This is a genomic window from Ruegeria sp. BB9, from assembly GCF_056539345.1.
Genome location: NZ_JBQFUU010000001.1, coordinates 1,150,540 through 1,177,325 on the forward strand (window position 1 = coordinate 1,150,540; position 26,786 = coordinate 1,177,325).

At 59.1% G+C, this 26,786-nt stretch carries 29 protein-coding genes; 22 read left to right on the forward strand and 7 right to left on the reverse strand.

The annotated features are described in order from the left end of the window. Positions 1–71 precede the first annotated feature (71 nt). Positions 72–509, reverse strand: a complete 438-nt coding sequence (locus tag ACR0FC_RS05805) for a GNAT family N-acetyltransferase (RefSeq protein WP_170338883.1) — start codon at positions 507–509, stop codon at positions 72–74. An 82-nt stretch (positions 510–591) separates the two neighbouring features. Between ACR0FC_RS05805 and guaA the strand changes: the two genes are divergently transcribed. The 9 genes from guaA (at position 592) to ACR0FC_RS05850 (ending at position 9,938) form a co-directional block, all read left to right on the forward strand. Continuing rightward, positions 592–2,151, forward strand: a complete 1,560-nt coding sequence (gene guaA / locus ACR0FC_RS05810) for a glutamine-hydrolyzing GMP synthase (protein WP_170338885.1) — start codon at positions 592–594, stop codon at positions 2,149–2,151. A 98-nt stretch (positions 2,152–2,249) separates the two neighbouring features. Continuing rightward, a complete protein-coding gene (locus tag ACR0FC_RS05815) occupies positions 2,250–3,155 on the forward strand; it encodes a DMT family transporter (RefSeq protein WP_170338887.1) in 906 nt (301 codons plus the stop codon). Between the two features lie 142 nt (positions 3,156–3,297). Beyond that, a complete protein-coding gene (locus tag ACR0FC_RS05820) occupies positions 3,298–4,434 on the forward strand; it encodes an OmpP1/FadL family transporter (protein WP_170338889.1) in 1,137 nt (378 codons plus the stop codon). 130 nt (positions 4,435–4,564) lie between these two features. Continuing rightward, positions 4,565–5,461 carry a DMT family transporter gene (locus ACR0FC_RS05825; protein WP_170338891.1) on the forward strand — a complete coding sequence of 299 codons (897 nt, stop codon included), beginning with the start codon at positions 4,565–4,567 and terminating at the stop codon, positions 5,459–5,461. Positions 5,462–5,510: 49 nt separating this feature from the next. Beyond that, the gene (locus ACR0FC_RS05830) at positions 5,511–6,383 is read left to right on the forward strand and encodes an ATPase (RefSeq protein WP_170338893.1); all 873 of its coding nucleotides are present in this window, start codon (positions 5,511–5,513) and stop codon (positions 6,381–6,383) included. Positions 6,384–6,420: 37 nt separating this feature from the next. After that, positions 6,421–7,338: a homoserine O-acetyltransferase MetA gene (gene metA / locus ACR0FC_RS05835; RefSeq protein ID WP_170338894.1), complete on the forward strand. Its 918-nt coding sequence runs from the start codon at positions 6,421–6,423 to the stop codon at positions 7,336–7,338. Next, positions 7,334–8,281, forward strand: a complete 948-nt coding sequence (locus tag ACR0FC_RS05840; protein WP_437342581.1) for an alpha/beta fold hydrolase — start codon at positions 7,334–7,336, stop codon at positions 8,279–8,281. The genes metA and ACR0FC_RS05840 overlap by 5 nt, the downstream gene beginning before the upstream one ends. A 49-nt stretch (positions 8,282–8,330) precedes the next feature. Further along, positions 8,331–9,200, forward strand: a complete 870-nt coding sequence (ppk2, locus tag ACR0FC_RS05845) for a polyphosphate kinase 2 (protein ID WP_170338898.1) — start codon at positions 8,331–8,333, stop codon at positions 9,198–9,200. A 123-nt stretch (positions 9,201–9,323) separates the two neighbouring features. Then, positions 9,324–9,938: a TetR/AcrR family transcriptional regulator gene (locus ACR0FC_RS05850; protein ID WP_093961897.1), complete on the forward strand. Its 615-nt coding sequence runs from the start codon at positions 9,324–9,326 to the stop codon at positions 9,936–9,938. Positions 9,939–9,941: 3 nt separating this feature from the next. On the opposite strand, the gene ACR0FC_RS05855 is transcribed toward ACR0FC_RS05850, so the two are convergent. From ACR0FC_RS05855 to ACR0FC_RS05880, 6 genes are all read right to left on the reverse strand, one after another. Continuing rightward, positions 9,942–11,000 (reverse strand): adenylate/guanylate cyclase domain-containing protein, encoded by a 1,059-nt coding sequence (locus ACR0FC_RS05855; RefSeq protein WP_093961896.1) that lies wholly within the window; start codon positions 10,998–11,000, stop codon positions 9,942–9,944. Then, a complete protein-coding gene (locus tag ACR0FC_RS05860) occupies positions 10,997–11,365 on the reverse strand; it encodes a group I truncated hemoglobin (RefSeq protein ID WP_170338900.1) in 369 nt (122 codons plus the stop codon). Before ACR0FC_RS05860 ends, ACR0FC_RS05855 begins: the two co-directional genes overlap by 4 nt. Positions 11,366–11,498: 133 nt before the next feature. Further along, positions 11,499–12,353: a glycosyltransferase family 25 protein gene (locus ACR0FC_RS05865; RefSeq protein ID WP_170338902.1), complete on the reverse strand. Its 855-nt coding sequence runs from the start codon at positions 12,351–12,353 to the stop codon at positions 11,499–11,501. A gap of 112 nt (positions 12,354–12,465) precedes the next feature. Then, complete coding sequence (locus ACR0FC_RS05870; RefSeq protein WP_170338904.1) at positions 12,466–13,143, reverse strand: GntR family transcriptional regulator; 678 nt, start codon at positions 13,141–13,143, stop codon at positions 12,466–12,468. Then, on the reverse strand, positions 13,140–14,171 hold the full coding sequence (locus ACR0FC_RS05875) for a Gfo/Idh/MocA family protein (protein WP_170338906.1): 1,032 nt from the start codon (positions 14,169–14,171) through the stop codon (positions 13,140–13,142). Before ACR0FC_RS05875 ends, ACR0FC_RS05870 begins: the two co-directional genes overlap by 4 nt. After that, positions 14,168–15,259 carry an isocitrate/isopropylmalate dehydrogenase family protein gene (locus ACR0FC_RS05880; RefSeq protein ID WP_170338908.1) on the reverse strand — a complete coding sequence of 364 codons (1,092 nt, stop codon included), beginning with the start codon at positions 15,257–15,259 and terminating at the stop codon, positions 14,168–14,170. The genes ACR0FC_RS05875 and ACR0FC_RS05880 overlap by 4 nt, the downstream gene beginning before the upstream one ends. A 131-nt stretch (positions 15,260–15,390) precedes the next feature. Here ACR0FC_RS05880 and ACR0FC_RS05885 point away from each other — a divergent pair, with 131 nt between their 5' ends. From ACR0FC_RS05885 to ACR0FC_RS05945, 13 genes are all read left to right on the forward strand, one after another. Beyond that, on the forward strand, positions 15,391–16,398 hold the full coding sequence (locus ACR0FC_RS05885) for a Bug family tripartite tricarboxylate transporter substrate binding protein (protein ID WP_170338910.1): 1,008 nt from the start codon (positions 15,391–15,393) through the stop codon (positions 16,396–16,398). Positions 16,399–16,458: 60 nt separating this feature from the next. Next, the gene (locus ACR0FC_RS05890; RefSeq protein ID WP_170338913.1) at positions 16,459–17,208 is read left to right on the forward strand and encodes a hypothetical protein; all 750 of its coding nucleotides are present in this window, start codon (positions 16,459–16,461) and stop codon (positions 17,206–17,208) included. A gap of 4 nt (positions 17,209–17,212) precedes the next feature. Beyond that, the gene (locus ACR0FC_RS05895; RefSeq protein WP_170338914.1) at positions 17,213–18,724 is read left to right on the forward strand and encodes a tripartite tricarboxylate transporter permease; all 1,512 of its coding nucleotides are present in this window, start codon (positions 17,213–17,215) and stop codon (positions 18,722–18,724) included. After that, positions 18,724–19,011, forward strand: coding sequence for a putative quinol monooxygenase (locus tag ACR0FC_RS05900; RefSeq protein WP_170338916.1), 288 nt, complete (start codon positions 18,724–18,726; stop codon positions 19,009–19,011). Before ACR0FC_RS05895 ends, ACR0FC_RS05900 begins: the two co-directional genes overlap by 1 nt. Then, complete coding sequence (locus ACR0FC_RS05905) at positions 19,008–19,805, forward strand: N-acyl homoserine lactonase family protein (RefSeq protein ID WP_170338918.1); 798 nt, start codon at positions 19,008–19,010, stop codon at positions 19,803–19,805. The genes ACR0FC_RS05900 and ACR0FC_RS05905 overlap by 4 nt, the downstream gene beginning before the upstream one ends. Further along, on the forward strand, positions 19,802–21,031 hold the full coding sequence (gene otnK / locus ACR0FC_RS05910) for a 3-oxo-tetronate kinase (RefSeq protein WP_170338920.1): 1,230 nt from the start codon (positions 19,802–19,804) through the stop codon (positions 21,029–21,031). The genes ACR0FC_RS05905 and otnK overlap by 4 nt, the downstream gene beginning before the upstream one ends. Beyond that, positions 21,028–21,672: a 3-oxo-tetronate 4-phosphate decarboxylase gene (gene otnC, locus ACR0FC_RS05915; protein ID WP_170338922.1), complete on the forward strand. Its 645-nt coding sequence runs from the start codon at positions 21,028–21,030 to the stop codon at positions 21,670–21,672. The genes otnK and otnC overlap by 4 nt, the downstream gene beginning before the upstream one ends. Positions 21,673–21,832: 160 nt before the next feature. Next, positions 21,833–22,921 (forward strand): glycosyltransferase family 4 protein, encoded by a 1,089-nt coding sequence (locus tag ACR0FC_RS05920; protein WP_170338924.1) that lies wholly within the window; start codon positions 21,833–21,835, stop codon positions 22,919–22,921. A 152-nt stretch (positions 22,922–23,073) separates the two neighbouring features. Beyond that, on the forward strand, positions 23,074–23,664 hold the full coding sequence (locus ACR0FC_RS05925; protein WP_170338926.1) for a TetR/AcrR family transcriptional regulator: 591 nt from the start codon (positions 23,074–23,076) through the stop codon (positions 23,662–23,664). After that, a complete protein-coding gene (locus ACR0FC_RS05930) occupies positions 23,661–23,930 on the forward strand; it encodes a hypothetical protein (protein ID WP_093961882.1) in 270 nt (89 codons plus the stop codon). The genes ACR0FC_RS05925 and ACR0FC_RS05930 overlap by 4 nt, the downstream gene beginning before the upstream one ends. A gap of 9 nt (positions 23,931–23,939) precedes the next feature. After that, a complete protein-coding gene (locus tag ACR0FC_RS05935; RefSeq protein WP_170338928.1) occupies positions 23,940–25,103 on the forward strand; it encodes an aromatic ring-hydroxylating oxygenase subunit alpha in 1,164 nt (387 codons plus the stop codon). A gap of 88 nt (positions 25,104–25,191) precedes the next feature. Next, positions 25,192–25,668: a hypothetical protein gene (locus tag ACR0FC_RS05940; RefSeq protein ID WP_170338930.1), complete on the forward strand. Its 477-nt coding sequence runs from the start codon at positions 25,192–25,194 to the stop codon at positions 25,666–25,668. Between the two features lie 38 nt (positions 25,669–25,706). Next, positions 25,707–26,768, forward strand: a complete 1,062-nt coding sequence (locus ACR0FC_RS05945; protein WP_170338931.1) for a 2Fe-2S iron-sulfur cluster-binding protein — start codon at positions 25,707–25,709, stop codon at positions 26,766–26,768. Positions 26,769–26,786 lie beyond the last annotated feature (18 nt).

Below are 26,786 nucleotides of genomic sequence, written 5' to 3' on the forward strand. Positions count from 1 at the left end.
ATTCCGGCGCAATAGGGGGAAAAGCGACATATTCCGCGCTGTCCAGCACCAGAAACAGGCCTTACGGCGCGTCAGGTTGGCTTGCTGAAATAAACCTTGTTCCCCTCGTGCCCGGTCTCCTGCCACCCAAGATGACAGTACATCGCGCGGGTGTCCGCCATCAGGCGGTGGGTTGTCAGGCGCATGCTCCAAACCCCGTTTTCGCGAGCCTCTGTCGCGACGAAATCGAGCAACTGCCGAGCAATGCCCCGCCCTTGCGCATCCGGTGAAACGGCCAGATTGAAGATCATCGCGGTTTCTCTTTCGAAACCAAAAACCACGACACCCTGCAGGGATGTTTCATCCGCGGCGACAACGACGTTCCGGTCGCGAATGTCCTCCTCGACCCCCTCGGTCACATCCGGCAGGTCGGGAATGGACTGGCGCGCTGCGGCATAGGCCGCTTCGATACATCGGCGGATGGGCTCCGCATCGGTTGCCACAGCCCTTCTGAGCGAAATTCCGGTCATTCAATGCGCTCCGCGTCACTCTTTCCCGCCAAATGACGTCAAGGCGCTTGCACATGCAAGGCTTCCGACCTAAAGGCCGGGTATGACCGAGACATCCCATGACCGCCTTCTGATCATCGACTTCGGCAGCCAGGTAACGCAGCTGATCGCCCGCCGCCTGCGCGAGTTGAACGTCTATTGCGAAATCCACCCCTACCAGAACGTCACGACGGATTTCGTGCGTGACATGGCCCCGCGCGCCATCATCTTTTCGGGCGGGCCGGACAGCGTGACCCGCGAGGGATCACCGCGCGTCCCGCAAGAGATATTCGAGTATGGCGTTCCGATCCTGGGCATCTGCTATGGCCAGCAGGTCATGATGCACCAGCTGGGCGGCAAGGTTGAAAGCGGCCACGGCACCGCCGAGTTCGGACGGGCATTCGTGACGCCGCGCGGCAAGCTCGACCTGCTCGAGGGCTGGTTCACCGATGGCAACGAACAGGTCTGGATGAGCCACGGCGACCATGTCAGCCAAGTCGCACCGGGGTTCGAGGTGTTCGGCACCTCGCCCAACGCGCCCTTCGCGATCACCGCCGATACCGACCGCCATTTCTATGCCGTTCAGTTCCACCCCGAGGTGCACCACACCCCCAAGGGCGCAAAACTGTACGAGAATTTCGTGAAGCTGGCCGGGTTCAAGGGCGACTGGACCATGGGCGCCTATCGCGACGAGATGATCCGCAAGATCCGCGAACAGGTCGGCGACAAGAAGGTGATCTGCGGTCTGTCGGGCGGTGTCGACAGCTCGGTCGCCGCTATCCTGATCCACGAGGCGATCGGCGACCAGCTGACCTGCGTTTTCGTCGATCACGGCCTGCTGCGCAAGAACGAGGCGCAGGAAGTCGTCTCGATGTTCCGCGACAACTACAACATCCAACTGATCCACGCGGATGAAAGCGAGCTGTTCCTGGGAGAGCTCGACGGCGTTTCGGACCCCGAAACCAAGCGCAAGATCATCGGCAAGCTGTTCATCGACGTATTCCAGAAACACGCCGACACGATCGAGGGCGCCGAGTTCCTGGCCCAGGGCACGCTGTACCCCGATGTCATTGAATCGGTGTCGTTTTCCGGCGGCCCGTCAGTCACGATCAAATCGCATCACAACGTCGGCGGCCTGCCCGAAAAGATGGGCCTGAAACTGGTCGAGCCGCTGCGTGAACTGTTCAAGGACGAAGTGCGCGCGCTGGGCCGTGAACTGGGCCTGCCGCCCAGCTTTATCGGCCGCCACCCCTTCCCCGGACCGGGTCTGGCCATCCGCTGCCCGGGCGAGATCACCCGCGAAAAGCTGGAAATCCTGCGCGAGGCCGACGCGATCTATATCGACCAGATCCGCAAGCACGGCCTGTATGACGAGATCTGGCAGGCCTTCGTCGCGATCCTTCCGGTGCGCACAGTCGGCGTGATGGGCGACGGGCGCACCTATGACTATGCCTGCGCCCTGCGGGCGGTGACCTCGGTTGATGGAATGACGGCCGATTACTACCCGTTCACCCACGAATTCCTGGGCGAAACCGCCACCCGGATCATCAACGAGGTCAAGGGCATCAACCGTTGCACCTATGACATCACCTCCAAGCCTCCGGGCACGATCGAATGGGAATGACACCAAAAGCCGGGCGCTGACCCGGCTTTTTTGTTGTTGTGAACCGGCGTCGGTTTTGGTTCGGTGGCCAAACGCACGCTCAGCCCAAGGATCGAAACATGCGCGATAGCAAATCGATGATTGCCAAAACCGCGCTGTGGATGACCGGGGCGATCGCTTCTTTCTCGTCAATGGCCGTTGCCGGGCGCGAGCTTAGCCTGACGCACGACACGTTTGAAATCATGATGTACCGCAGCATTGTCGGCGTCATCGTCGTTTCGGCCGTTTTGACGGCAACCGGCAAATGGCACCAGGTATCGACACAACGTCTGGGTCTGCACGCGGTTCGAAACTCGTTGCATTTTGCGGGCCAAAACCTGTGGTTCTACGCTGTCAGCGTCATCCCGCTGGCGCAGGTTTTTGCGTTGGAATTTACGCAACCGATATGGGTCGTACTCCTGTCTCCGCTTCTGCTGGGCGAACGCCTGACACCCACGCGGGTCATGTCGGCAATCATAGGTTTCGCAGGCATATTGATCGTCGCCCGACCCGGAGCCACACCGCTCACGCCCGGTGTTCTTGCAGCGGCCTCCTCGGCTGTTTTCTTTGCGCTTACAACGATTTCGACGAAGAAACTGACAGGGTTCGCCAGCATCGGATGCATCGTTTTCTGGCTGACTACGATGCAGGCCGCAATGGGTCTTGCTGTTGCCGGAGCGGACGGGCAGATCGTCCTGCCAACCGCTCAAAGCGCGCCCCTGTTGTTGCTGGTCGGGCTGGCCGGCCTGCTGGCCCATTTCTGCATTACAAACGCGCTTGCCATCGCTCCGGCCACGGTCGTTATTCCCTTTGATTTCGCGCGCCTGCCGACGATCGCCATTGTTGGGATGCTGCTGTATCACGAACCCCTGGATCAGTGGACCATGCTGGGCGCCGTCGTGATTTTCTCGGGCATCTTCCTGAATGTCTGGTCCGAAGGCCGCGCGGGATCGGGCACTCTGGCAAAAACCACACACAAAAACTGACGTTCGGTCACTGGCAGAAACTAACGTATGGTCAGTGGTTGACGTTTTTTTAAACTCCCCGTGAATAATGGCCACAGAAATCACCGCCACTGACACTCACAAGACAATACTGTGGCGCCGGATAGTGAAAAGGGAGGAATACATGAAGAAAGCGCTGTTACAGGCGTGCGTGCTCTGTGCAGGGGCGACCGCCGCTCATGCCGGCGGTATCGACCGTAGTGGGCAAGGCATCAACATTATCTTTGAGGAAGGTTCCGTCGTACAGTTTCGCCTGGGCTACACCAACCCAAGCGTAAGCGGCACGATGCTGGGCGTGGACTCGGGCAACGTTGCAAACGACTTCTTCTCGCCTCATCTCGCGTACAAGCACGCCTTCACCGACCAACTCGACTTTGCGCTGATCTATGACGAACCGTTCGGTGCCGATATCGCCTACGGTTCGAACTACCCGCTCTCGCAGAACCCGATCCCGGGCGGTCGCACTGACGTTCTGCGCGCGAAAGCCGACACAGAGGCAATTACTGCCCTGTTGCGCTACAAGTTCGACGGCGGCTTCAGCGCCATCGGTGGTCTGCGTATTCAGCGGCTCAGCGCTGACGTTGCCGTGCCGGCGGCGGCTGGTTACGAGGTGAATGCCGACAAGGATACCGCGCTGGGTTACGTCGTAGGTGTGGCTTGGGAAAAGCCCGAGATCGCAGCGCGCGTGGCGCTGACCTACAACTCGAAAATTTCCCATGACCTGTCGCAAACGGAGTCGGTGAACCCAATCCCAATCCCGCCGATCCCGCCTGGAACCGTGGCGACATTCGACACTTCCAGCGAGGTCGTTTCTCCGCAATCGGTGAACCTGGACTTCCAGACCGGCGTTGCCCCCAGGACACTGCTGTTCGGATCGATCCGCTGGGTCGATTGGCCGCAAACGGTTTACGATCCCCCGAACTATCCGCCGACCAGCGCGCTTGTGGACTATGACGATCCGACCTGGACCTATTCGCTGGGTCTTGGCTACCAGTTCTCCGAACAGTTCTCGGGCGCAGTGACCCTTGGCTATGAATCGGCAACCAATGAGCCCGTTTCCAACCTGGGTCCGACCGACGGGTTCTGGAGCATCGGCCTTGGCGGCACCTACTCGATGGAACGCGCCAAGATTTCGGGCGGCGTTCGCTATACCGATCTGGGCGACGCAACCGCTGACGGTGCTGGCCCCGCGGCGCGGGCGAACTTCTCTGGAAACAGCGCGTGGAGCGTTGGTATTCAGGTGACCTACGCCCTGAACTAAGGGATACGCTCATACAGAATTGGAAAACCCCGCCCTTGTGGCGGGGTTTTTCGCATGATCCGGGTCGCTTACCGAATTGCCGAATGCAAGTATTCCGCGTGAGGCAAACAGAAACATGCAAGAAATAGCCATGACGCAACAAAAATCCCTCTCCGCCCTTGCTTGGTTCGAGCTCATTCTTCTTGGACTGATCTGGGGCGCGTCCTTCCTGGCGATCCGCGTCGCACTGGACACGATACCTGTGATGACGGCCGTGTTTCATCGCGTTTTCTGGGCCGCGCTTGCACTTTGGGCCGTCGTTCTCCTCCGCCGAGAAACGATACCGAGGGACCCGCGTATTTGGGGCGCTTTTCTGGTCATGGGTCTGCTGAACAACGTATTGCCCTTCTCGCTGATGGCCTGGGGCCAATTGTATGTCGACACCGGTCTGACCTCGATCTTGAACGCTGCCACGGCAATCTTCGGTGTTCTGGTTGCGGCTGCATTCTTTCCCGACGAGCGACTGACCAAACGTCGAGCCGTGGGTGTTGCGCTTGGCTTTGGCGGAGTTTCCACCGCAATCGGATTGCACAATTTCCTTGGGTTCAGCCTGCAAAGCGCTGCTCAGTTGGCCATTCTGGCGGGGACCGTATCCTATGCGCTGGCGGCTGTATGGGCCCGTCTGCGCTTGTCAGGCCTGGCGCCGCAGGTTGCGGCGGCGGGAATGCTGAGCGGGTCAACCATCGTCATGCTGCCGGTAATGCTGTTCGTCGACGGTGTGCCATCGTTCGACCTGCCTATGACAACTTGGCTCGCCGTAGCTTATTACGCACTCGTCGCTACGGCTGGTGCCTACTTGCTGTACTACAGGGTTCTGGCCGCAGCCGGCAGCGGCAACTTGCTGCTGGTCACCCTGATCATCCCTCCGGTCGCCATTCTGCTCGGCGCCTATGTCCGGCACGAAACCCTTGCCCCGAACGCCTTCATCGGCTTTGCGATCCTTGCATTGGGGCTATTGATCCTAAGCCGATCCCGCAGCCGAGATTGACGCCATCGCCGGGCCGATTTAGCTAGGACAAAACAAGGGACGGTTGCACATGATCTACAGCTCGGCGAAGGACTGGCGCGAAGCGGCGCGCAAAAAGGTGCTGTTTTTCGGCATGTCCGGCTTGGGCAAGACTTACGTTTCGAACATCCTTCGCGACTCGGGCGACTGGTTCCACTACTCGATCGATTATCGAATTGGCACGCGTTACATGGGTGAGTACATCACCGACAACGCCAAGGCTGAAGCCATGAAAGTTCCCTTTCTGCGGGACCTGCTGCTCTCTGACTCGATCTATATCGGTTCCAACATTTCGTTCGAAAACCTGACGCCGGTCGCCGCCTATCTGGGCAAGCCCGGAAACCCGGCCGTGGGTGGGCTGGCGATGCCGGAATATCGGCGTAGACAAGAGCAGTTCCGGCAGGCCGAAATCCACGCTCTGCTGGACACCGAATATTTCATTGACCGCGCTCAGCGTCTGTACGGGTACCCGCATTTCATCTGTGACACCGGCGGGTCAATCTGCGAATGGGTGGACCCTGACAATCCTTCCGACCACGTCTTGTCGGAACTCTCGCGCCAGACCCTGATGGTCTGGATCAAGGGCGACGACGACCACACCGCCGAACTGATCCGACGGTTCGACAAGGCCCCCAAACCGATGTCTTATCAGGCCGATTTCCTGACGCGCACCTGGCAGGAATACCTTGATCAGCACGGCTGCGCCGAGGCAGAGGTCAATCCCGACGACTTCATCCGCTGGACCTATGCCCGCGCCCTGGCCCACCGTCAGCCCAGATACCAATCCATGGCTGAGAATTGGGGGGTCACTGTTACCGCCGACGCAATCGGAAAGGTGCGGAATGCGCGTGATTTCGATGAGTTGATCGAGAGCACACTTGAGACCCGCGCCGCGGCGTCCTAACTAGAACGCTTCAGAAGAAACTGGAAAAACCCGCCTCATGCCTATCAAGATTCCGTCCGACCTCCCGGCCTTTGACGTTCTGACGAAAGAGGGCGTCATGGTCATGGCCGAGGATCAGGCTGCACGGCAGGACATCCGGCCCCTGAAGATCGGGTTGCTGAACCTGATGCCGAAGAAAATCCAGACCGAAAACCAGTTTGCCCGGTTGATCGGCGCGACGCCGCTGCAGATCGAGTTGTCTCTGATCCGCATGACCGAGCATCAGACGAAAAACACCGCGGCCGAACACATGGAAGAGTTCTACCGCCCTTTTCAGGACGTGAAGGACCAGAAATTTGACGGCCTGATCATCACCGGCGCCCCCATCGAGCATCTGGAATTTCAGGACGTCACCTATTGGGACGAACTGACCGAGGTGTTTGAATGGACCCGAACCAATGTGCATTCGACCTTCGGCGTGTGCTGGGGTGGCATGGCGATGATCTATCATTTTCATGGCGTAAAAAAGCATATGCTGGACGCCAAGGCGTTTGGGTGTTTCCGGCATCGGAACCTGTCGCCGGCCTCGCCTTTCCTGCGAGGTTTCTCGGATGACTGCGTGATCCCGGTCAGTCGCTGGACCGAAGTCCGGCAGGATGAAATCGACGCTGCCAAAGGGCTTGTGACCCTTCTGGGCAGCGACGAGGTCGGTCCGTGTCTGGTTGAAGATCGGCAGAACCGGGCGCTGTATATCTTCAATCACTTCGAATACGACAGTGACACGCTGAAACAGGAATACGATCGGGACGTGGCCAATGGCACTCCGATCAACGTACCCATCAACTATTATCCCGACGATGACCCGTCCCGCACGCCTCAGAATCGGTGGCGTAGCCATGCGCATCTGCTGTATGGGAACTGGATCAACGAAATCTACCAGACCACTCCTTTCGACATGACGAAAATTGGTCATTAAGTCGTTGATATACCTAGGCCTGTTTGCGGCCCTTTTTGCGGCTTTGACGGCTTGGCTTGCCGCACGCCATGAGGCCCGGGCCGAGGCCGCGTTTCCGCCAGAGGGTCAGATATTGGATGTCGACGGCGTTGCTGTACATGCCGTCGTCATGGGCGAAGGCCCGGATGTCGTCCTGATCCACGGGTCCAGCGGCAATACCCGGGACATGACGTTTGCTCTTGCGCCGTTGCTGGCAAAATCCTTTCGGGTCATTGTATTTGACCGACCGGGGCTGGGCTATTCTCAGAGCTTCTCGGCGGAGGGCGAAACCATCGTTGAGCAGGCAGAAATCCTGCAGAAAGCTGCCGCGATGCTGGGGGCCGACAAACCCATCGTAGCCGGCCAAAGCTATGGCGGGTCGGTATCGCTGGCCTGGGCTGTGACGCGACCTGACAACATCTCGGCTCTGGTCCTGATCGCCCCGGCCGCGGTGCCATGGGAAACTCCGCTCGATTCCTTCAACCGGATTACCTCGACCGCCTGGGGAAATGCTCTCGTCCTGCCGTTGATCACCGCCTACGTTCCGGACTGGTACGTCAACAAGGCCCTGGATACGGTCTTTGCCCCCCAGGCGGCACCCGAAGGCTATGCCGAGCACTTTGGCCCGCCCCTGACGCTCCGCCGGTCGTCGATGCATGCCAACGCAAAACAACGGGCCAACCTCCTGAACGAAGTTGCCGAGCTGCAACCGCGCTACCCCGAGATTTCGGTGCCCACCGAAATTGTGCATGGTACGGCAGACACCACAGTTGGGCTGGGCTGGCATTCCGAGCGGTTGATCGAACAAATCCCCGGCGCTGAGCTGATCGAACTTGAAGGTATGGGTCACATGCCTCAAGTGGTGGCCGCTCCAGAAGTTGCTGCTGCGATCGAACGCGCCGCGGAACGAGCGGATTTGCGTTAACCCCGCCCGTAATCCATAGTAGAAACTGGATTTTATGGCGAGGCAACTCATGACCCGTGCAGCGGACCGAGCAATCAACAGCTACTTTCGGAACGACGCTCCCGAGAGCGTGCGAAAGGCCATCGAAGACGCTGAAAAAGGCGACATCCTCAACCCCAGCTACCCATATCAGGAGAGGATGAAGCGCAAGGACTATGACAATCAGATGGAGGCCCTGCAGATCGAACTGGTCAAGATGCAGGCATGGGTCAAGGAAACCGGACAACGCATCGCGATCGTGTTCGAGGGCCGGGATGCAGCAGGCAAAGGCGGTACGATCAAGCGATTCCGGGAAAACCTGAACCCGCGTGGCGCCCGCAATGTCGCCCTCAGCAAACCCTCCGACGCCGAGCGCAGCCAATGGTATTTCCAGCGGTACATCCAGCACCTGCCATCAGCCGGCGAGATCGTTTTCTTCGATCGCAGCTGGTACAACCGGGGGGTCGTCGAAAACGTCTTTGGATTCTGTACCGCAGACCAGCGGGAACGCTTCTTCAGGCAAGTCATGCCGCTGGAGATCGGGCTTGTGCATGACGGCATTCACCTTTTCAAGTTCTGGCTCAACGTCGGACGCGCAGAACAGCTCAATCGGTTTCTCGCGCGCGAGAATGACCCGCTGAAACAATGGAAACTGAGCCCTATCGACATCGCCGGTCTGGGCAAATGGGATGAATACACGCAGTCGATTTCCGAATCTCTGACACGCTCCCATTCCGATCTGTGCCCTTGGACGATCATCCGTTCAGACGACAAGAAGCGCGCGCGGCTTGCGGCAATCCGGGCGGTATTGTCGAATGTGGACTATGACGAAAAGGACGTCGAAGCCGTTGGCGAGCCCGACCCGATGATTTGTGGCGGACCGGAAATCTGGGATGCGTAGTCTAGGGCGTCTTTGGTCAAGCATTAGTCCCTTTGATCATGTCTCAAGGATTGGACCTGCTGCCCCGCGTGCATTATGTCTGGTTGGTAAAAGAGCACGCAAACACAGGCAGGTGCCGTCGGAATGACCAAACGCGGCTATCACCATGGGAATCTTAAACAGGCGCTGATCGACGCCGCCCTCTCGCTGATCGAGGAAAAAGGTCCGACCGGCTTCACCCTGTCTGAAGCCGCAAAACGGGCCGGTGTCACCCCAGCCGCGGTTTACCGACACTATCAGGGTCGCGAGGATCTGATCGCCGAGGCGGCCCGTCAGGGGTTCGAGATGTTCGCGGACCTCATGCAGTATGCCTATGACAAGGGGCAGCCCTCGGCGCTGGCCGCTTTCGAAGCGACCGGGCGTGCATATCTGGCGTTTGCGCGCAAGCATCCCGGCCATTACATCTCGATGTTCGAAAGCGGAATCTCGGTCAACCGGACGCCCGAGCTGGCGTTGGCCGCCAACCGGGCAAAAGAGGTTCTGGAAATGGCTGCGGCCGATCTTTCAGAACACATCCCGCCGGAAAAGCGCCCACCGGCGTCTATGTTCAGCGCGCATATCTGGGCGATGAGCCATGGTGTCGTAGAGCTTTATGCCCGCAATGCAGGTGCCAGCTCGCCTTTCCCACCCGAAGACCTTTTGGAATCCGGGATCGGCATATACCTCAGAGGGTTGGGGCTGGTGCCGCCCGACGAATGATCGTCAGAACATCCTGCTGGCATGTGGTGCGTTCAGCCGTGAGGTGACATTGATCAGATCCATCATGCCCATCCCCTTGATGTCGACCGGACCCAGGTCCGAGACCTGAAATTCATCGATCAGGGCGTATTTCATCTCTTCCGGGGCAACGATGTTCATGGGGTTCGCAAAGACCTGCAACCGCGATGCGATATTCACGGCCGGTCCAAAAACGTCATAGACGTATTTCTGGATCCCTACCACGGACCCAACGGCCGGCCCCATGCCAAGCCCGATCCGGGCCTGCCATTTGTGCGGATGACTTTCGTTGCGCCGTTCCAGATACCGCAGAAATCGGACCGCACAATGCGCAACCGCCGTGGCATGGTCGGGCGTGGCGTCGGGCATGCCTGACACCGCAAGATATGCGTCGCCGATCGTCTTGATCCGTTCACAGCCGAACTGTTCGACGATCCGGTCGAAGGCGGTGAAGATGTCATTCAACTCACTGAGAGTGACCGTAGGGTCGGTTTTTGCCGCAAAATCCGTAAAACCGACGAAATCCAGCATGACCACGGAAACCTGATCATACAGCTGAGGCGTTACTACGCCGAAGGTTTTGAACTCTTCATAAACCGCGCGCGGCATCAGATTCAGCAAAAGCCGTTCGACCCGTTCCTTTTCTCTTTCCAACTCGCGGGTGTTGCGCTCGACCATGGTCGAATAGCTGTCGATCATGCTCTCCAGTTCACGAATTTTCGTGATGTTCTGACATTCGACAACCAGAACCTGCTCATCCATCCCATTGGCCAAGGAAATCGTTACAGCAAAGATCAGCGTGCGGCGTTTCGGTTTCATCTGCAGCTCTGCCGAATACCGCAGGCCCGATTGCTTGACGTCATCCAGCTCGCGCTGGTCCAGATCCGGCAAAATATCCAAAAGTGTCTGACCGGGCTCGGGCTTGCCGAACCATTCGGCGAATGGGCCATTGTGGAACACGAAGGTCAGGTCCGAGGCCCGCAATACTGCAACACCGACCCCGATGGCACGCAGCAGATGCTCGTTGATGGCCAGAATGCTCATGCCGCATCCCGGGCAACGATGATCGCCCTCTTGCCCTCGATCGCAGCCAGCGCGACCTGCACGTCATCTTCGGTCATTCCATGAATTGAAAGTGCTTCACCGAACAGCGTAGCCATCTCGTCGAAATCATCATGGCTGATGTTGAGGTGCCGATGCACGGCCTCGATCCGATCATCACTGAAAGACGCTGGTCCACCCACCAGAGACGAAACGAACTTGGTTTGATGATCGATCAACCGAGGCATGTCGATGTCTTCGAAGTAGCCTCCGATCTCATCCGATTCCAATGCCATTTCGTAAAATGTCATCACGATCCGGCTGATGGTTTTGAACCCGCCGTATTTCTCGTAAATCGTTTGACCCACACCAAAACCCCAAAAAATCGCGCAATAACACTGTGAGGTTATATCAAATCGAGAGTTTTGTTAACGTTTATGCGCTTTGCGACCGGCGCGGATGGTTGGAACCGCTCGGTTTTTCACCATCGGCTCAAAGACTTCAGGACCAAGGGCGCACGATCAGATCGTCGGCACAGGGAATGAAGTCCACCATGCCGCCGCGCTGGACAAGCCGCGCCTGACCGCCCAGCTTCCATTTCAGTTTGCAGCCGGCCGACTGAAGCTCGCGCCGCAGCCGAAACCATGTGGGGCCCTTGTCCAATCCGCTGTTCGTGGCTGCGTTTTGGGTTCGCTCACTGCTTTTGACCGGTTCGTCGATCTGCTCCTGCCGTCCCGACCAGATCATTTGAACACCAACGGCCGGAAAGCATTGAAACATGTTCCAATCCCTGCGCGGCAACGACAGAAAGTCATCGAGATGGTCAGAATATCTCTGCGACCAGGCCAACAGTTTGCGGCAGCCAGCCTGTGACAGAACATAGGCCGCCGCACTTGGCGCCATTTCCAACATTGGGCGCACGCGGACATTTCCGATCCCGGTTTCCGGCCCAAAGCGCAGTGACCGGGGCGAGTAATCCAATTTGACGCAATCATAGGCTTCCGGGTGGTTCAGCACTTCGGTGATCACCCGGCCAGCGTCAGAGGACATTTCCACATCATCCTCAAAGACGACAGCGGCCGGAAGGTTCCGATCGACGATCCGCTGCCAAACCGATCTATGGCTTTCGAAACAGGCGATTTCGCTGGTCGTCAGACCCCAGCGCGTTCCCGTTCCCGCAACATATCCGTTTTGCTCCAACGCACCCGGCTGACTGGCATCCGTCGCACTGATCCTATGTGCCCCCACAAGGCCCGCCTTCAGAAACTGCGCCTCCATGAACGCCCGGCGCTCGGGCACACGGTCCAGATTGATGTAATAGACGCTGTCGCCTGCCATCTGCTGGGTTATCTGCACCGGAAGTCCTTTCGCATCGCGCCGCTTTATTGGCCATATCCCCTGTTGGGACTGGAAGTCCAGATTGCACCACTGGCAGAAGTACGGCCAGCGGGGTGACCGAACTGACTGGCTACAGCTTGTTCAGCCGATGCTTTTCCAAGATGTCGATGATGACGGATTTGGCATGCAGCCGGTGCTGGCGATGCCGGTCGCGCGCCACATCAGGTTTGCCGTCACGGATTGCGGTGTAGACCGCACGGTGATCTTCATTCGATTTGACCGGTAACGGGCGAATGAACAGGGTCGAGGCCCGCGCTCTGCGGACCTGGTCGCTCATCATGGAAACGATGCTTTCCACCCGTCGGTTGCCACCCAACCGGACAAGCTCGCGGTGGAACAGGTCATCGGCCTTGGCCCACGCCTCCAGGTCTTCCTCACCGATGGCGCGATCCATTTGGGCGATCGAGTCCGCCAACGGCTGAAGGTCCTGTTCAGAAAATCCGGCCTCGGCCGCGCGTTCGGCTGCAAGGCTCTCCAACTCGGTCAAAATGTCATAGATCTCGCGCATATCATCCGGAGATACCGGCAGGATCCGCACCCCTTTGCGCGGCCGCATTTCCAACAGGCCCTTGCTTTCCAGCATCAGCGCTGCTTCGCGAACCGGCGTGCGCGACATCCCCAACTGCTCGGCCAGTTCAGTTTCCAGATGGTCGGTGCCCGCGGCCAACTCTCCGGTCAGGATCATCCGCCGCAAGTCCCGCACCGCGCGCTGAGTATTCGAGAGAGCCTTGCCGGTCTCGTTTTTCATTCGGCCTCCAAAACGATTTTCCTGCCCTCCGCATCAGATCTGTAGATCGCCTGCTCAATGCGGATAACGTCCAGATAGTCCGGGCCAGTATTTTCCAAATGCGTTCCATTTAGAAGACCGGATATGACATGCTGCTGCAATGCGTGCACGCAATCGCCACCAAAGCCCTCCCATTTATCGGGCGCAAGCAACTGCACGCTGCTCTGGCTGCCGAATTCCCGCAGCCCAACGGCGCCAAAGCCATCCATCGTCAGTGTTCCGCCGGTGCCTTCGATCAGGGCCTCCCCCATGGTGCGGCGCAGATTGTCCGAGGCATGATCCAGGTTCCGGTTGCCATCGAACACGGCCCTCAACCCGTTTTCGAACTCAAAGATGACATAGCCTGCGTCCTCTCCGGCAATGACAGGGTTGATCCGCCGCAGATCGGCGTAAACCGAGACCGGATTGCCGAACAAGAACCGAAACGTATCGACCCAATGCACCGCCGTTTCGTGGATCAGAAAACGCGGCATCTTCTGAAAATAGGGTTGCCGATCAAGATAAGCGCGAGGCCCCTGCCCGTCGCCCGGGCGCAGCCGGAACGTGGCCTGCAGCGGTGTCCCGATATCCCCGCGTGTCAGGGCGTCCTTCATCACCCGATACCACGGCTGAAAGCGAAAATTCTCGTGGACAACGACGGTGGCTCCGGCATCCCGAGCGTCCTTCAGTACATCCTCCGCTTCTGCCAGAGATCGACAAAACGGTTTTTGGCACAGGATCCAACCCACACCCGCGTCCAGCGCGACGCGAATTGCGTCGGCATGACCGTCAGGCGGCAGGATTATGTCCAACAGCTGGGGCGTTTCCTGGGTCAGCATCGACGGCAGATCATCATAGGCAGGCAACCCAGTGGCGGCCGCCTTCTCGAGATCGCGATCACATGCGGCCACCAGTTGAACCTGCGGTATGCGGCGCCAGCTGCCATAGTGAAACTGGCTGAAATAGCCGGCGCCGACACAGGCGACACGAATGAACTGCTGGCTGCTCACACCGAGAACACCCTGTCCGCTACCGCCCGCGCTGAGGCCAGCGTGTCGGCTTCTCCGCCCAGATCACGGGTCAGAACTCGGCCCTCGGACACGACGCTGTCGACTGCGGCGTGCAGCCGTTGCCCATCGCGCGACAACGCCGGGATCTGATGCCGCAACCCAAGCCACTCCAGCATCATCGCCGCCGACTGGAACATGGCAAACGGATTGGCGATGCCCTCCCCGGCAATGTCGGGGGCGGAACCGTGACACGGCTGGAACACCGCATGATCCAGACCAATGTCAGCCGAGGGTGCCAGACCCAGCCCTCCCATCAGCCCGGCCCCAAGGTCAGACAAAATGTCTCCAAACATGTTTTCCGTGACCAGAACATCGAATTCCCAAGGCTTCTGAACCATCCACAAGGCCGTTGCATCCACATAGGCATGATCCGCAACCAGGTCCGGGTGACGCTCAGCCTCGGCATCGAACAGATCTCGGAAGAATGCAAAGGCCCGGAAGACGTTGGCCTTGTCCACACAGGTGACTCGACCCCGACCCTGCCCGGATGCCCTTCGGTCATGCGCCAACTGGAAGGTAAACCGAAACAGCTTTTCGCAGACCTCTCGGGTGATCAGCAGCGTCTCGCGCGCCTCATCCTCGGTCACTTCTCCGCACCCCTGGGTGTGAAACAACCCCTCAGTACTTTCGCGGATCAGAACGAAGTCAATTTCCTTGCCCGGTGGCAGGGCCAATGGTGTCGCCTGCCCGGCCCTCACCCGCACAGGGCGCACACCGGCAAACAGCCCCAGCGCCTTGCGGAGGTCGATCTGAGGGGAAATCTCAGTCCCATCCGGGTACCGAACGTCCGGCAAACCCATCGCGGACAATAGAATGGCATCCGCCTGCCGCGCCGCATCCATTGAAGTTTTCGGAAATGATTCTCCGGTTTGCGCATAGTGGGCTGCCCCGGCCGAAACCTCCCGAAACTCAAGTGTATAGTCCTCGGTCTGCTCAGACAGCTGCGCAAGGATGCTTAGCGTCGGAGCCATGATTTCCGGGCCGATCCCGTCCCCGTGGAACACTGCAATCTGTAGTTTCTCGGCCATATGCGCCCTGCGTCCTTTTCCTGTGTTCTTGCGTTCGACCTTAAATCAATTCCGGTCGTTGACAACGCATTGTGTAACGTATACGCAAATAAATGCAATAACAAACACATCACTGCATCTGGGAGGAAAAGATGAAGTCGAAAATCGCAAGGTTGGCCGCGGCCGCCCTAATGACGGCAGGTGCCGCAGGGCTCGCCAGCGCGCAGGAGTATCCTTACCGGGACATTACCACCGCCGTCGTCTGGGGCGCCGGAGGCGGCACCGACACCATCAACCGGATGATCATGGCCGAGATGGAGAAACACCTGCCGGTGTCGATCAACGTGATCAACCAGACCGGAGGCGTGGCGGGTTCAAACGGAATGGTCTACGTCATGAACCAGCCTGATGACGGCTATACGTTGGTCGGACTTTCCGAATCAAACGTGACCGCCGCCGTCCAGGGCGGCTGGGACAAAAAGTTCGACTACTGGTTTCCATTCATCGTTGGCGGCTCGCCTGATTTGATCTCGGTTCCCGCAGACAGCCCCTACAACAGCCTTGAAGAGTTGGTGGACGCGGCGAAGGCCGCGCCCGGAACCATCCCCGCGGCAGCCTCGGGTGCGGGATCCATCCACCACCTGAACCTGCTGGCCATCGAAAAAGGCTCGGGCGCCGAGTTCAAATTCGTCCCCTACAAAGGCTCAGCTCCGGGGCAAGAGGCCGCCATCGCCGGTGAAGTTGCGCTGGTCGTGACCTCGCTGGCGGAACAGGCCCCGCTGATCGAAGGCGGACAGTTGCGCCCTCTGGCGATGCTGACACCTGAAAACGCGGAAATCGCGGGAATGACCGTTCCTTCGGCCTTTGGCATCTATGACGGGCTCGACCAATATTTGCCGCTGAAACAGGCAATCGGCTTTGCGGTCCACAATTCGGCAAGCGACGATGTAAAGGCAAAACTGGCCGAAGCATTCCAGAAAGCCATGGCCTCGCAAGCCGTGGCCGATTGGGCCGCAGCAAACAATTATGACATCGGCGGACAGTACGGACCCGAGGCGCAGAAACTGTTCTCGACGCTGGAATCCACCTTCGCATACACCCTGCAGGATCTGGGTGCGACGACCGTCGATCCGGCCTCTCTGGGCATCGAGAAGCCCTGAGCGACAAACGATCTTGGGGGCGCGGTTCCGCGCCCCTTTTTTTTGCACGGGAGGGCAAAGTTGGAAAAGGCTGAGGACATTCTGGTCCTGCGCGCACGGGATTTCTGGGCGTCGCTGGTTTTGGGGGCAACATCGGTGTTCTTCCTGTGGAAGACCATGGACATCCCCCTGTGGGGAGAAAACAAAGCGGGGGTCAGCGGTACCCAATGGTACGACTCAGCAGCCATTGTTCCGTTGTTCATCTTTGTGGGCCTCTTGTGCCTCTCGATCGCGCTGTTCGTGATCTCGGTCCGGTCCGGCGGGGCGCGGCACGCCCTTGGTGCGGCTGGCATCGGTTGGAACCCTGACGAAGCATTTCGATTTTCCACCATTGGCCTGATCCTTCTGGCTTATGTGGGCGGGCTGGTCCCGCGCGTCGATTTCATCCTGTGTTCCGGCCTTCTGATTACCACTCTCATATTTGGGTACTACGGTGGGCACCCGCGGCGCGCGATGATCGCTTGCGGCGCCGTTTGCCTGGCTGGGTTCACGTCCTGGTTGCTCTACCCTGCTCAAGCCGACTGGAACGCACATGCGGACGACTGGATCACGTTGGGCATTTGGGTTGCCCTGACGATCCCGGTTTTGATCAAAGCCCGGTCCGAGCGGCTTTTGCGGGTTGTTCCCTACATTGCCGTCCTGGCCCCGTTTATTCTTGTTTGCGCCATGGCCTTCGGGTTTCGCCAGAATGTTCCGGCGCGCGGTGGCCTGCTGTTTCAACAAATCGAGTACCACTATTACGTGACGCTCCGCCCGATCTGGAAAGGCTAAGACCATGGAGTTCGTCTTGTCTCAGCTGGCGGGTTTCGGCCATGCCTTCGCTGCGCTGGTCGCCGATCCGCTGACCTATCTCTATCTGGTTTTTTCGGTCTTTCTGGGCATAACATTCGGTGCCCTGCCCGGCCTGACCGCGACCCTTGCCGTGACCATTCTGACCGGATTCTTCGGCAACAAGATCCCGCTGGATTACTCTTTGATCGCACTGCTGGGCGCATATGTGGGGGCGATTTACGGCGGGTCCTATCCCTCGATCCTGCTGAACATCCCAGGCACCGCCGCCAGCGCTGCCACCGCAATGGACGGTCACCCGCTTGCCAAGGCCGGACGCGGCGGTGAGGCCCTTGGATTGACGACGACGGCCAGTTTCATCGGGACCATTATCGGCACACTCACGCTCCTGATCTTCGTCTGGGCACTGCTGCTTGTTTCAAAGAATATCGCAAGCCCGGAAAAGGCGCTACTGGCCCTGTTCGGTATCCTTCTGTCTGGCACGCTCATGAGCGAGGACCTGGTACTCAAAGGGTGGATATCCGGTCTGATCGGGCTTGCCATGGCCATGGTCGGACTTGACCCCTTGCTGTCCGAACCCCGCTACACTTTCGGCTGGTCCTACATGCTGAGCGGGTTCCAGGTGGTGCCCGTTCTCATGGGGGCCTTCGCGATCCCTCAGATCATCGAAGGCCTGCGCCATGTCGAAGCCGGCAAGGTCATGGCTCTGAAAGGCTCGATCCTGCCAAATCTCTCGACGGTCCGCCGTCACCTGCCCACCATCGGCAGGTCCGGCGTGATCGGCACCGGCGTTGGTGCCCTGCCGGGCGTCGGCGAGGATGTTGCCGGATGGGTCAGCTACGGTGTCGGCAAAACCGTTTCGAAGGATGGGAAGAACTTCGGCAAAGGTTCACTGGACGGGCTTTTGTGTTCAGAGACAGCCAACAACGCCTGTATCGGCGGCGCACTGATCCCCCTGTTGGTGCTGGGCATCCCCGGCTCACCACCCGCGGCCGCGCTGCTGGGGGCGTTCAAAATCAACAACGTCATCCCCGGCCCAACGATCGACCCCGAAATCATCCTGCGGGTCGTGGCCATCCTGGTGCTGGCATCGTTGACGATGTTCCTGATGGGCCTTTTCACCGCGCGGGTCTTCATCAAGATTCTCAAAATCCCGCAAACTGTTTTCTTGCCCGTCGTGATGGTTCTGACCACGATTGGTTCATTCAGTGTGGGTGGCGGCATCAATGACCTTTACCTGATGCTGGGGGTCGGCTTCGTGGCGTATTTCATGAACCTGATGAAGTATCCGATTGCGCCGCTGGTCATTGGCGTCATCCTTGGTGGGTTGTTCGACGAGACATTCCGCCGGTCACTGTTCCTGTCGGATGGCGATCTGTCGGTATTTGTTTCTCGACCCGGAGCAGCAATTCTGCTGGTGTTGAACGTGGCGCTGATCCTCAGCCAATTGCCTCCGGTCAAACGCCTGTTCGCCCGTCTGAAAGGAGCGCCCGCCTGATGTATGCCGTCACCGTAACCTTCGAGTTGAAGCCCGGGACACGCGATCGTTTCCTGCCTCTGATGCTGGACAACGCGCGCATGTCGTTGAGCTACGAGCCCGGGTGCCTCCAATTCGACGTCTGCGCAGGGGACGATCCGGCCATCGTTTTTTTGTATGAGATCTACTCGAACGCCGAAGCGTTCAGGATCCACTTGGACAGTCCGCATTTCAAGACATTCGATCTGGCAGTTTCGGATATGGTGGTCCGAAAGCAGGTCAACACGTTCTCCGAGGTCATGCGATGAACGACTGGGAAGTCTATGCCATCAAATATGCGGACAGAAATGCCCGCACCCGCGCCGACAGTTTCATACTGGATGACGATCACGCTGCCCCTCATGCCATGGACTACTACTTGTGGCTGCTCAAGCGCGGCACGCAGGTCATTCTGGTGGATACCGGATATGACACCGACGAAGGGCTGAGCCGCGGACGGCCTATTGCCATGGATCCACGTGATGCCTTGCGGCCATTCGGGATCGCGCCAGAGGCCATTCAGCAAGTGATCGTCACGCACCTGCACTATGACCACGCAGGGGGTCTGCACCTGTTTCCAAACGCCACGTTGCATATGCAGGCGGCCGAGATGGCCTTTGCCACGGGTCCCTGCATGTGCCACGACACTCTGCGCGCGCCATTTTCGGCCGGTCATATCTGCGAGGCGATCAAGCGGCTTTATTCCGGCAAAGTGGTTTTCCATGACGGCGATGCCGAGTTGGCTGACGGAGTCACGGTCCATTGCATCGGCGGCCACTCCCGCGGGCTGCAATGCGTACGTGTCCGGACTGCCAGCGGCTGGATGGTTTTGGCCTCGGACGCATCGCATTACTATGAGAACTTCATGGCCCGAAAACCATTTCCCATTGTGGTCGACCTGCAGGACATGCTGGAAGGCTTTGACAAGCTGCAAAGCCTCGCGTCCGCCCTTGGCCTGATCATCCCAGGCCACGATCCACTGGTCCGGTCCGTTTTTCCCCCGGGACCAGCCGACCACATCAACCGTCTGGACACGGGGCCAATCAGAGAGATCAAACTATGAAGATCGGAGTCATTGCCGATGATTTCACCGGCGCATCCGACATTGGCCTGACCCTCGCCGAGGGCGGCTTGCGCGTCAGCCAGTTTGTTGGCATCCCAAAGGCCCACACGGACCAAGATCTGGATGCGGCCGTGGTTGCGCTAAAGTCGCGCACGGCCCCGGTTGACGAGGCGGTGCGCGACAGTCTGGCAGCCTGTGACTGGCTGCTGTCCCAGGGTGCGCGGCAAATCGTCTTCAAGGTCTGTTCGACCTTCGACAGCACCGCAAATGGCAATATCGGTCCGGTTCTGGATGCGCTTGCGGAAAGGCTGAACGCTCAGACCACGATCGTCTGTCCGGCTTTTCCCGAAAATGGGCGCAGCGTTTACCAAGGGCATCTGTTCGTGCAGGACAAGTTGCTGAGTGAAAGCGGCATGCAGAACCATCCACTGACACCGATGACCGACCCTGATCTCCGGCGTCTGCTGGCCGCTCAGTCCGCCCGTCCGATCCATCATGTGGCCGCCTTGGTGGTCATGCAGGGGGCTGCGGCCATTCGGTCTGCCCTGCCCGCCAAAGGTCATACGATCGTCGACGCAATCCGCGACGCAGACCTGCTGGAAATCGGCAAGGCTGCCCGTGATACCCTGCTCCTTTGCGGCGGGTCCGGGATCGCGCTTGGGTTGCCGGCAAATTTTGGGTTCGAACCGCGACACCCACAGTGGGACGGAGTGTCCGGGCCCGGCATCGTGCTGTCAGGATCCTGCAGCCGCGCCACCCGAGAGCAAGTCGCGCGCTTCCGGGACGTCGCCCCACACCGTGAGGTCACGGCGCGGGACGCGGTCAGCGGCTCGATCTCGGTGGAAGAATTGGTCAACTGGGCGCTCGAGCAGAAACAACCGCCGCTGATCTATTCTTCGGCCGATCCACAAGTCGTGAGGCAAGCACAGGACTCCTTCGGCAAGGAAAAGGCATCTGCAGCGATCGAAAACCTGTTCTCCGATCTCTCCCGCAGCCTGCGGGCCGCGGGCTTCCGACGGATGGTCATTGCTGGGGGTGAGACTTCGGGCGCGGTTGTCCAGGGTCTGCGCGCGCAGCAGTTGCAGATCGGCCGCCGCTTGGCCGCCGGCGTTCCCATGGTACTCCTGCCCGGCACCCCGTCCATTGCACTGGCTCTGAAATCGGGCAATTTCGGCGGCCCCGATTTCTTTGCGGACGCCTTGAACAGAATGGAGCGGCAACAATGAGCGAGGCGGCGAAGCTGCGGGAAGAAATCTGTCTGCTTGCAAAGTCGATGTTCGACCGGGGACTGACCTGCGGTGCGTCGGGCAACATCTCGGCCCGGCTGACCGACGGAACGATCCTGGTTACGCCGACCGGCAGTTCGATGGGGTTTCTCGACCCGGCGCGGATCAGCCATCTGGATGCCCGGTTTCAGCACATTGATGGCGACTTGCCGACCAAGGAAGTCCCGCTGCACTCGGCCTTCTACGACACAAGGCAGCAGACCGGGGCTGTGGTCCACCTCCACTCGACGCATTCGGTGGCCTGGTCCATGCTTCCCGAAGTTGACCCCGAGGACGTTCTGCCGCCGCTGACCCCGTATTCAATCATGCGGGTCGGTCGGGTGAAATTGCTGCCATTCTTCCTGCCCGGCGACCCTGAAATGGGCAACGCGGTCCGGGGACTGGCTGGACAGCGCAGCGCGGTGCTGCTGGCCAATCATGGCCCTGTGGTTGCTGGCAAAGACATCTGGGCGGCCAGTTTCGCAATGGAAGAACTGGAGGAAACCGCAAAACTCGCCCTGTTGACCCGAGGACTGACCCCTCGACAGCTGAGCGCCGAACAGATTTCAGCCCTGTACGACATGACAGGCCACAGCAAGTAACCGGTTCGAACACCTACTGCTCTGACAACACGCTTTGCGATCCAATCGGCCGGAGTTCGGCTATTGCCGCCAGCGTTTGCGCACATTTCTGGCAAAGTTCATCTCAAGCTTGCTCAATTACCCTGCGTAAATTACCATTTTTCGGCGGGGGACTGTGTCGTTGAATGGTTTAAAGCTGCTTTTTGTGCAGGCAGGGTTCGGTCCGGGTGGTGCGGAAAAAGTCATCGCCATGTTGTCGAACCATTTCGTGGAACGCGGTTGCGAGGTTCACGCAACGGCGTTCAGCATGCCGGAAAACGGTCCCTATTTCTCGATGAATGAAAAAGTGCGGACCAGTGCGCTATCAGGCAGGCGCGGACAGTTGAACAGGATCACGCACGTACGTTCGGTCATTCGCGACCTACGCCCCGATGTCGTGATTTCGTTTCTGACCAAAGTGAATGTAGTTACCCTGATCGCCACATTGGACTCCAAGCTGCCGGTCATCATTTCGGAACGGAACAACCCACGTCTACAGGACGCACACCCCGGATGGGCGCGATTGCAATCCGTTCTGGGCCGAAGGTCGAAGGCTGTCGTTGCATTGACACAAAAAGGTCTGGAGGATCTGCCTGGCCCGCTCCGCCGTCGCGGTCGGGTCATACCGAACCCGATCGAGCCCTTCACACGGGCGCAGGTGTCGAACTCCGAAAAAGCGCGTCACCTGGTCTCGGTTGGTCGCCTGGTGCCGCAGAAAGGTTTTCACCTTCTTCTGGAGACCATGGCCAAGATCCATGCCGAGTGCCCATGGACCACCCTGACGATCTATGGTGAAGGCCCCGAGCGTCCCCCACTCGAGCGGTTGCGCAAGTCTCTCGGTCTTGAGGGTTGCGTTCATTTGCCCGGCAATACGGCCCGGGTCGGAGAATGGGCAAACGACGCCGATATCGTGGTTGGGTCTTCGCTGTATGAAGGGTTTCACAATGTTGTCGCCGAAGCTGTCGTCAGCGGGATCCCGGTCGTCTCATTCGATTGTGACTATGGTCCGTCCGAATTCATCCGCCACGGGCGAAATGGCTATCTGGTACCGACCGGCGACGTAACTGGACTGGCAGAAGCCGCCATTCGTCTGATCAATGACCCGACGGCCCGCGCGGGAATGGCAAACGAATCCGATGAGTTAAGGGCGCTTCTTTCTCCAGAGAGGGTCTACTCCGCGTGGGAGAACGTCGTCGCGGACGCAGTTGCGCGAAACGGTCGTATGATCTGACGAGACCCGACACGGACGACCATCCCATCATGCCAAATCCTGAGCAGGGACAGGCTAATTTTGGCCTGTCTTCAACCCTGCTTTGTTAATTTTCATTATTGACAACTCTCACGCTGTAGTTATTTGTCAAATTTGACAATAAAGGAGCCCCAATGCCCCGACCCACGCTCAAAGACCAACGATCCGCTGAAATACTCGATGCCTATCTGACCTGTGTGGCCCGTTTCGGATTGGAAGGCGCAACACAAGAACGCATCGCGGCAGAGGCTGGTGTCAAACGGCCCTTGTTGCGCCACTACTTGGGAAACCGGGATGACATGACGGCGGCATTGGCAGACCACGTGATCAACGCTTTTGCCGAAGTGACAGAGGCGGTCTCGGTTCAATTCGGGTCGCAGGGTGAGCCATCTGAGTTGATTGATGCCCTGTTTGACGACGGGCACGGCCATGATCCCCGGCTGATGCTGGCTTGGCAGGCTTTGGCAACGGCCGCCGAACGCATTCCTGACCTGGGCCCCAAACTGACCCAAAGCTACGCAGACTTTCTGGCCGTCATCGAAGGTGTTCTGGCACGCGCATATCCATCGGCACCTCCCGAACGCATTCGGGCCGTCGCCCATGGAGTAACCGCTTGCGCTCAAAACATCGACGCGCTTGTCCCGATTTCACCGCCAGTTCAGTGGCGCGACGATCTAAGAGCGGCGGCGCTGGCGTTGCTTGCAAGCTTGGAGGGTGACGCATGATCAATCTTCCCAGACTGATCAACTACGCAGCCCTACCCGTTCTTTTGGTGGCCACATGGCTGGGGCTCCAGTGGCCCTGGGGACTGGTATTCCTCTGGTGGGCCATACCTTCGATCCGCAGCGGCCAAGCTTTCCTGATCGATGCCGTCAACCGCGACACCGATCCACTCCTGTTCTGGACCGTTACTGTTCTTTGGATGGTCTTAGGCGGCCTGATGGTTACCGCCGACATCGCACCGGCCATCTATCCGGCCTGGCTGGTCTGAGAGGTTTTCATGACACGAATGTATCACCGGCTTCCCGCCTCTGCCTATACAGCGCAGGACTGGTACGACCGCGAGCAAGAACTGATCTTCTCTCGCACCTGGCGATATGCCGGGTTTGCCGAGGATGTACCCGAGCCCGGACATTACATCTCGGTCCAGGCGGGTTTGAACAACATCTTCGTTGTAATGGGGCGCGACCGTCGGCTGCGGGCGTTCCACAACATCTGCCGTCACCGCGGAACCCAATTGATCCGTGCAGTGGGCAAAACACAGAAGGCACTGACCTGCCCATATCACGATTGGACCTACGATCTGGGAGGCAACCTGATCTCAGTCCCAGATGAAAACCGCGAGTATCCTGACGGCATCGAAAAGTCTTGCCTCAGGCTGAAACCCGCGAGCGTCGATCTCTGGCGCGGGATGATCTTCGTGCACCCTGATCCGCAGGCGCCAAGCCTTGCGGAGTGGTTCGGGCCCGTGGATCCGTTGCTGGGCCCGCACAAGCCCGAAGAAATGGTCGAATACGGCGAAGCCCGCCAAAGCTATGAGATCCGCGCCAACTGGAAGATCGTGGTTGAGAACTACATCGACGTCTATCACCTGAGCCACCTGCATTCGAACACGCTTCACATGTATGACCATGGCCGCGCAGTATACGGCTGGGAAGGTCCACACTATCATTTTTGGGAGCCGCCCTCGTCAGACTATGCCCGCGCGCTCGAGAAAAACCTGCCCACCCCGCGGGTAATCCCGAAACCGCATATTGGCGCCTGGGTGCCGATGCTGTTTCCGGGCATTGGCTTGGCTGGCAGTGAAGACAGCTGGAACATCTTCATCATCACGCCCCTCGCGCCCGACCGAACACGCGTGGAGAACCGCACCAGATTGGCCAGCGCGTCGGCGTGGGAGTACTCGCGGCAGCAATGGTCATCTTACGCGTTCTGGCGTGACTTCGGTGGCCCCAAATACAAAGGCGACGATGCGTTGGGCAAAGATGACCCGATGGCATCGGGCGATTTCACGGCCGAAGATGTCTATGCCTGCGAACAGCAACAGAAATCCTTGGCAAGCCCGTTGTTTGAAGTCGGCCCCGCCTCTGTCGGAGAAGGCCCGGTTCTGCAGCATCAGCAAGTTGTTCTGGACTTCATGGCGAAAGCTGAGGCCGAGACATGACCAGGCCCAAAACACTCTCCCAAAATGCCCTCTCCGGGCCGGCACCAATCATCCCGCGCCCAAATGCCCAGAACCAAAAGGTCATCCTGTGAGACTTCGCATTCTTGCCACCTTGGCTGGGATCGCCCTGGCAGGCGGACTGGCTCTCGCCGCGCGCGGCAGCGACCCGAAGGTCATCGCCGAACGTCAGCTCTCTGTCCCCAACTCTCAGATCGCGTGGAGCGACTGGGATCCCGAAGCGATCCACACAATCACCGTAAACTATGGTCAGGGCCAGCCGGATGATCACTTTAGCTATTCGGTGGCCGATTGGGCCCAGCGAAACGGCGATACCGGCTTTGAAACTGTCCTAGCGCTGCAGGGATATGTGGAAACAGACCGCTCACCCCCGCGGATCGTGACTACAGAAGAGCCGGGCAGCGCCACAGCAACAGCGGTCACCACAGTCAACTACGACTGGCAGGGTCACGCAGGTGCGATGAGGCAAACCGACCGCTTTTCGCTGAAACGAAAAGGCGGAAAATGGGTGATCCGCGCGCTGGACACCACCAAGGATTATCGCTGACTGAAGATGGCCGTCTTTTGCTCAGGAAAGGACCACTCGTGACCCGTAAATTCTTTCCCTTGTCCGTGGCTGAAATCCGGCCTGAAATCGGTGGCGAAGCAACCACCGTCGTGCTGGACGTACCACCAGCCCTGACCGAGCTGTTTCGCTGGTCCCCCGGCCAACATCTGACACTGCGCTTCGGCCTGAGCGGGAAAGAGCAGCGACGCTGCTACACCATCTCCAACCCGCCAAACGAAGCGCTGCGGATCACCGTGAAACGCGTTTCCGGGGGATTGGTGTCGAACCATATCGGCGACGCCCTGCGCGCCGGAGATACGGTCGAGGCGATGCCACCCTTTGGCCGCTTCACGCTGGAACCCAACGCAACTGCACGACGTACCCACTACTTTTTTGGCGCGGGCAGCGGATTGACTCCGCTTTATGCGATGATCCGAGCCGTGCTTGATCACGAGCCACATTCCGTCGCCCATCTGATCTACGGCAACCGGTCCGAGAATGAGATTCTGTTTCGGGAAACGCTGGATACCCTCGTCGAGGCCAACCCATACCGGTTCACCCTGCGCCATGTCTTGTCTGCCCGATCGCTGTTGAGCTGGTTCAGCCCGTGGCGAACCGGCCGTGTTGACGCGGATGCGATCAAGGCGGCAATCGACGAGACGCCCCCCATCGCGCAGGACGTCCTGTATTGGATCTGCGGCCCAGGCAGCATGAACGCAGACGTCCGGGCAGCGCTGAACGCGCTGGATGTGCCCGATGCACGCATCCACATGGAAAGCTTCGGCGCCAACCCAGCTCAGGACACGAACCAATCTGGCATGGCGGCCACAGCGAGGGTGACGCTGGATGGGGAAACCCGCGAGGTGCATATCGAGGCTGGGCAAACGATCCTGGAGGCCGCCATTGCAGCGGGACTGGCGCCGCCCTTCAGCTGCCAGTCAGGCGTCTGCGGCGCATGCCGCGCAATTCGGACAGAGGGTCAGGTACAAATGCGAGCGCACATGGCCCTCGATCGGAACGACATCGCGCGGGGTGAAGTTCTGACCTGCCAAGCCGTCCCCAAAAGCAAAGAACTGGCCGTGCAGTTCCCCGATACGTAACAGTCTCGGTACAACCCC

Excerpts from the sequence above, each read along its gene's own strand:
- ACR0FC_RS05805 (WP_170338883.1), bottom strand. The coding sequence starts at position 509 with ATGACCGGAATTTCGCTCAGAAGGGCTGTGGCAACCGATGCGGAGCCC.
- guaA (WP_170338885.1), top strand. The coding sequence starts at position 592 with ATGACCGAGACATCCCATGACCGCCTTCTGATCATCGACTTCGGCAGC.
- ACR0FC_RS05815 (WP_170338887.1), top strand. The coding sequence starts at position 2,250 with ATGCGCGATAGCAAATCGATGATTGCCAAAACCGCGCTGTGGATGACC.
- ACR0FC_RS05820 (WP_170338889.1), top strand. The coding sequence starts at position 3,298 with ATGAAGAAAGCGCTGTTACAGGCGTGCGTGCTCTGTGCAGGGGCGACC.
- ACR0FC_RS05825 (WP_170338891.1), top strand. The coding sequence starts at position 4,565 with ATGACGCAACAAAAATCCCTCTCCGCCCTTGCTTGGTTCGAGCTCATT.
- ACR0FC_RS05830 (WP_170338893.1), top strand. The coding sequence starts at position 5,511 with ATGATCTACAGCTCGGCGAAGGACTGGCGCGAAGCGGCGCGCAAAAAG.
- metA (WP_170338894.1), top strand. The coding sequence starts at position 6,421 with ATGCCTATCAAGATTCCGTCCGACCTCCCGGCCTTTGACGTTCTGACG.
- ppk2 (WP_170338898.1), top strand. The coding sequence starts at position 8,331 with ATGACCCGTGCAGCGGACCGAGCAATCAACAGCTACTTTCGGAACGAC.
- ACR0FC_RS05850 (WP_093961897.1), top strand. The coding sequence starts at position 9,324 with ATGACCAAACGCGGCTATCACCATGGGAATCTTAAACAGGCGCTGATC.
- ACR0FC_RS05855 (WP_093961896.1), bottom strand. The coding sequence starts at position 11,000 with ATGAGCATTCTGGCCATCAACGAGCATCTGCTGCGTGCCATCGGGGTC.
- ACR0FC_RS05870 (WP_170338904.1), bottom strand. The coding sequence starts at position 13,143 with ATGAAAAACGAGACCGGCAAGGCTCTCTCGAATACTCAGCGCGCGGTG.
- ACR0FC_RS05880 (WP_170338908.1), bottom strand. The coding sequence starts at position 15,259 with ATGGCCGAGAAACTACAGATTGCAGTGTTCCACGGGGACGGGATCGGC.
- ACR0FC_RS05885 (WP_170338910.1), top strand. The coding sequence starts at position 15,391 with ATGAAGTCGAAAATCGCAAGGTTGGCCGCGGCCGCCCTAATGACGGCA.
- ACR0FC_RS05895 (WP_170338914.1), top strand. The coding sequence starts at position 17,213 with ATGGAGTTCGTCTTGTCTCAGCTGGCGGGTTTCGGCCATGCCTTCGCT.
- ACR0FC_RS05900 (WP_170338916.1), top strand. The coding sequence starts at position 18,724 with ATGTATGCCGTCACCGTAACCTTCGAGTTGAAGCCCGGGACACGCGAT.
- ACR0FC_RS05905 (WP_170338918.1), top strand. The coding sequence starts at position 19,008 with ATGAACGACTGGGAAGTCTATGCCATCAAATATGCGGACAGAAATGCC.
- otnK (WP_170338920.1), top strand. The coding sequence starts at position 19,802 with ATGAAGATCGGAGTCATTGCCGATGATTTCACCGGCGCATCCGACATT.
- otnC (WP_170338922.1), top strand. The coding sequence starts at position 21,028 with ATGAGCGAGGCGGCGAAGCTGCGGGAAGAAATCTGTCTGCTTGCAAAG.
- ACR0FC_RS05925 (WP_170338926.1), top strand. The coding sequence starts at position 23,074 with ATGCCCCGACCCACGCTCAAAGACCAACGATCCGCTGAAATACTCGAT.
- ACR0FC_RS05930 (WP_093961882.1), top strand. The coding sequence starts at position 23,661 with ATGATCAATCTTCCCAGACTGATCAACTACGCAGCCCTACCCGTTCTT.
- ACR0FC_RS05935 (WP_170338928.1), top strand. The coding sequence starts at position 23,940 with ATGACACGAATGTATCACCGGCTTCCCGCCTCTGCCTATACAGCGCAG.